The sequence below is a fragment of the Rhodoferax sp. genome (assembly GCF_037143375.1).
Classification (GTDB): Bacteria; Pseudomonadota; Gammaproteobacteria; order Burkholderiales; family Burkholderiaceae_C; genus Rhodoferax.
Genome location: NZ_JBAWYV010000262.1, coordinates 1 through 2,705, shown reverse-complemented (window position 1 = coordinate 2,705; position 2,705 = coordinate 1). Strand labels below are relative to the sequence as shown.

Genomic DNA, 2,705 nt, shown 5'->3' with positions numbered 1-2,705 from the left:
GGCTGCAACGAGGTGCAGGGCTACTACTTCAGCCGACCCTTGCCCGCGCTGGCATTTGAAGTCTATGTGCGCCAGGCCGCACGCCAACCGCTCTGAGCATGGGCCTGGACATTGCGCTGACGCGGCTGTATTTACCGCACGCCATCCTGCTGCAAAACCTGACCTTGAACGTGCCCAGCGGCGTGATTCACACCGTGATGGGCGCCAGCGGGTCGGGCAAGTCGAGTCTGCTGGCTGCCCTGTGTGGCACCTTGACCGAACCCTTGGCGTTTGAAGGTGCGATCTGGCTCAACGGCCAGCGTATCGACGCGCTGCCGACCGAGCGCCGCCAGGTCGGTATTTTGTTTCAGGAAGACCTGTTGTTTGCCCACATGACGGTGGCCGAGAACCTGCTGTTTGCAGTGCCATCCGGCCCTCGTCCTGTGCGCCAGGCAAGCGTGATGCAGGGTTTGCAGGACCTGGAAATGAGCGATTTCGCCAACGCCAACCCGGCCACCCTGTCAGGTGGCCAGCGCGCCCGTGTGGCCCTGATGCGCGCCCTGCTGGCCCAGCCGCAGGCGCTGCTGCTGGACGAGCCTTTTTCCAAACTGGACGAGGTCTTGCGCCAACGCCTGCGCGAATTTGTGTTCGCCTTGGTCAAGCAGCGCCACATCCCGGTGCTGCTGGTGACGCACGACCGCGCCGACATCGCCGACCCCAACCACCTCACCACGCTTTAGAAAACGACTGCCCCGTGCTAGACCGCTTGGCCACCGAACTCATCAAACCCGGCGTCAACCGACTGGCCCGGGTCTTGCTGCGCGCCGGAATCAATGCCAACCAGCTCACCGTGGCGGGTTTCCTGATCGGCCTGTTTGCTGCTTTATTAATAGCTAACAACCTATATATAACGGGGGCTATAGCCCTATTTACCTCAAGATTGTGCGACGCACTGGATGGCGCCGTGGCGCGCCTGACTCAGCCCACCGACCGCGGCGGCTTTCTTGACATTGCACTCGACTTTTTGTTTTATGCCGCCATCGTGCTGGCGTTTGCCTTCAGCGACCCGACCCGCAACGCCCTGCCGGCGGCCGTGCTGCTGGCCGCCTTCATGGGCACCAGCACCAGCTTTCTGGCCTTTGCCGTGATAGCGGCCAAGCGCGGCATGACGAGCGCGAACTACCCCGACAAATCGTTTTACTTTCTGGGAGGCCTGACCGAAGCCACCGAAACGCTGGCCTGCTTTGCCGCCATGTGCTTCTGGCCCGGCTACTTCGTTGAGATGGCCTATGGCTTTGCCGCGCTGTGCGGTGTCACCATCGTGACCCGCATTAGTTGGGGCTGGCGGGCTTTCCGATGACCTTTAAAAAGATCGCCGTCATGGTGACGCTGGGGGTGCTGATCGCGCTGTATGTCGTGTTCGACCTGAACCGCTTTTTCAGCCTGGACTACCTTAAGAGCAGCCAGCAGTCCTTCGAGCGCTTGTACGCTGGACAGCCGTTAAAAGTCATCACGCTTTACTTTGTGGTTTACGTCGCGGTCACCGCCTTGTCGTTCCCCGGCGCGGTGATCCTGACGCTGGCGGGTGGCGCTATTTTTGGGTTGGGGTGGGGCACGCTGATCATTTCGTTCGCCTCCAGCGTTGGCGCCACACTGGCATTTTTGATGGCGCGCTTTGTGTTGCGCGACAGCATCGAGGCCCGCTTCGGGCCGCGCCTGGCCGAGTTCAACCAGGGGCTGGAAAAAGAAGGTGCGTTTTACCTCTTCAGCCTGCGCTTGGTGCCATTGGTGCCGTTTTTTGTCATCAACCTGCTGATGGGTCTGACGCAGATGAAAGTTAGCACCTACTACTGGGTCAGCCAGCTTGGCATGCTGGCGGGCACGCTGGTGTATGTGAATGCCGGCACCCAACTGGGCCAGCTTGACTCGCTCCAGGGCATCTTGAGTCCGGCCTTGCTGGGCTCGTTTGTGCTGCTGGGTTTCTTCCCCTTGCTGGCGCGTCAAGTGGCGTCCCATCTGCAACAACGCCAGGTTTTCGCCCGCTGGAAGCACCTCAAACCCAAGGCGTTTGACCGCAACCTGATCGTCATTGGCGGTGGCGCCGGGGGGCTGGTCAGCGCCTACATTGCCGCAGTGGTCAAAGCCAAAGTCACACTGGTCGAAGCCCACAAGTTGGGGGGCGACTGCCTCAACTACGGTTGCGTACCCAGCAAGGCACTCATCAAAAGCGCTCGGGTCGCGCACCAGATGCAGCACGCATCGCGCTACGGACTCTCGGACAGCACGCCCACCTTCAGTTTCAAAGCCGTGATGCAACGGGTGTTTGACGTGATTGCCGCGATCGAACCGCACGACAGCGCGGCGCGCTACACCGCCCTTGGCGTCGATGTGGTGCAGGGTTATGCCCGCATCGTCAACCCGTGGACGGTAGCGATCACGCGACCTGACGGCCAAGTGCAGGTACTGACGACCCGCGCCATCGTGATTGCGGCCGGTGCGCGCCCCTTTGTGCCGCCGCTACCCGGGCTCGAAACAGTGGGCTTTTTGACCAGCGACACGCTTTGGCACGCGTTTGCCCAACTCGATGAAATTCCAAAACGCCTGCTGGTGCTGGGTGGTGGCCCGATGGGCTGCGAACTGGCGCAAAGCTTTCAGCGCCTGGGCGCCCAGGTGACGCAGGTCGACATGGCGCAGCGCCTGATGGGGCGCGAGGACGAAGAGGTCTC

Annotated in this window: 3 protein-coding genes; all 3 read left to right on the top strand. The window is 61.5% G+C overall.

All coding sequences use genetic code 11. The annotated features are described in order from the left end of the window. The first annotated feature begins 98 nt into the window (after window positions 1–98). Window positions 99–719 carry an ATP-binding cassette domain-containing protein gene (locus tag WCG50_RS18765; RefSeq protein WP_336901120.1) on the top strand — a complete coding sequence of 207 codons (621 nt, stop codon included), beginning with the start codon at window positions 99–101 and terminating at the stop codon, window positions 717–719. A 14-nt stretch (window positions 720–733) separates the two neighbouring features. Beyond that, window positions 734–1,339, top strand: coding sequence for a CDP-alcohol phosphatidyltransferase family protein (locus WCG50_RS18760; RefSeq protein WP_336901119.1), 606 nt, complete (start codon window positions 734–736; stop codon window positions 1,337–1,339). Further along, window positions 1,336–2,705 (top strand): FAD-dependent oxidoreductase (locus tag WCG50_RS18755; protein ID WP_336901118.1); only part of this gene is annotated, 1,370 nt, incomplete at its 3' end. The genes WCG50_RS18760 and WCG50_RS18755, both read left to right, overlap by 4 nt.

What these genes read in the sequence shown, in the direction of transcription:
- WCG50_RS18765 (WP_336901120.1), top strand. Translation starts at nt 99, where the DNA reads ATGGGCCTGGACATTGCGCTGACGCGGCTGTATTTACCGCACGCCATC.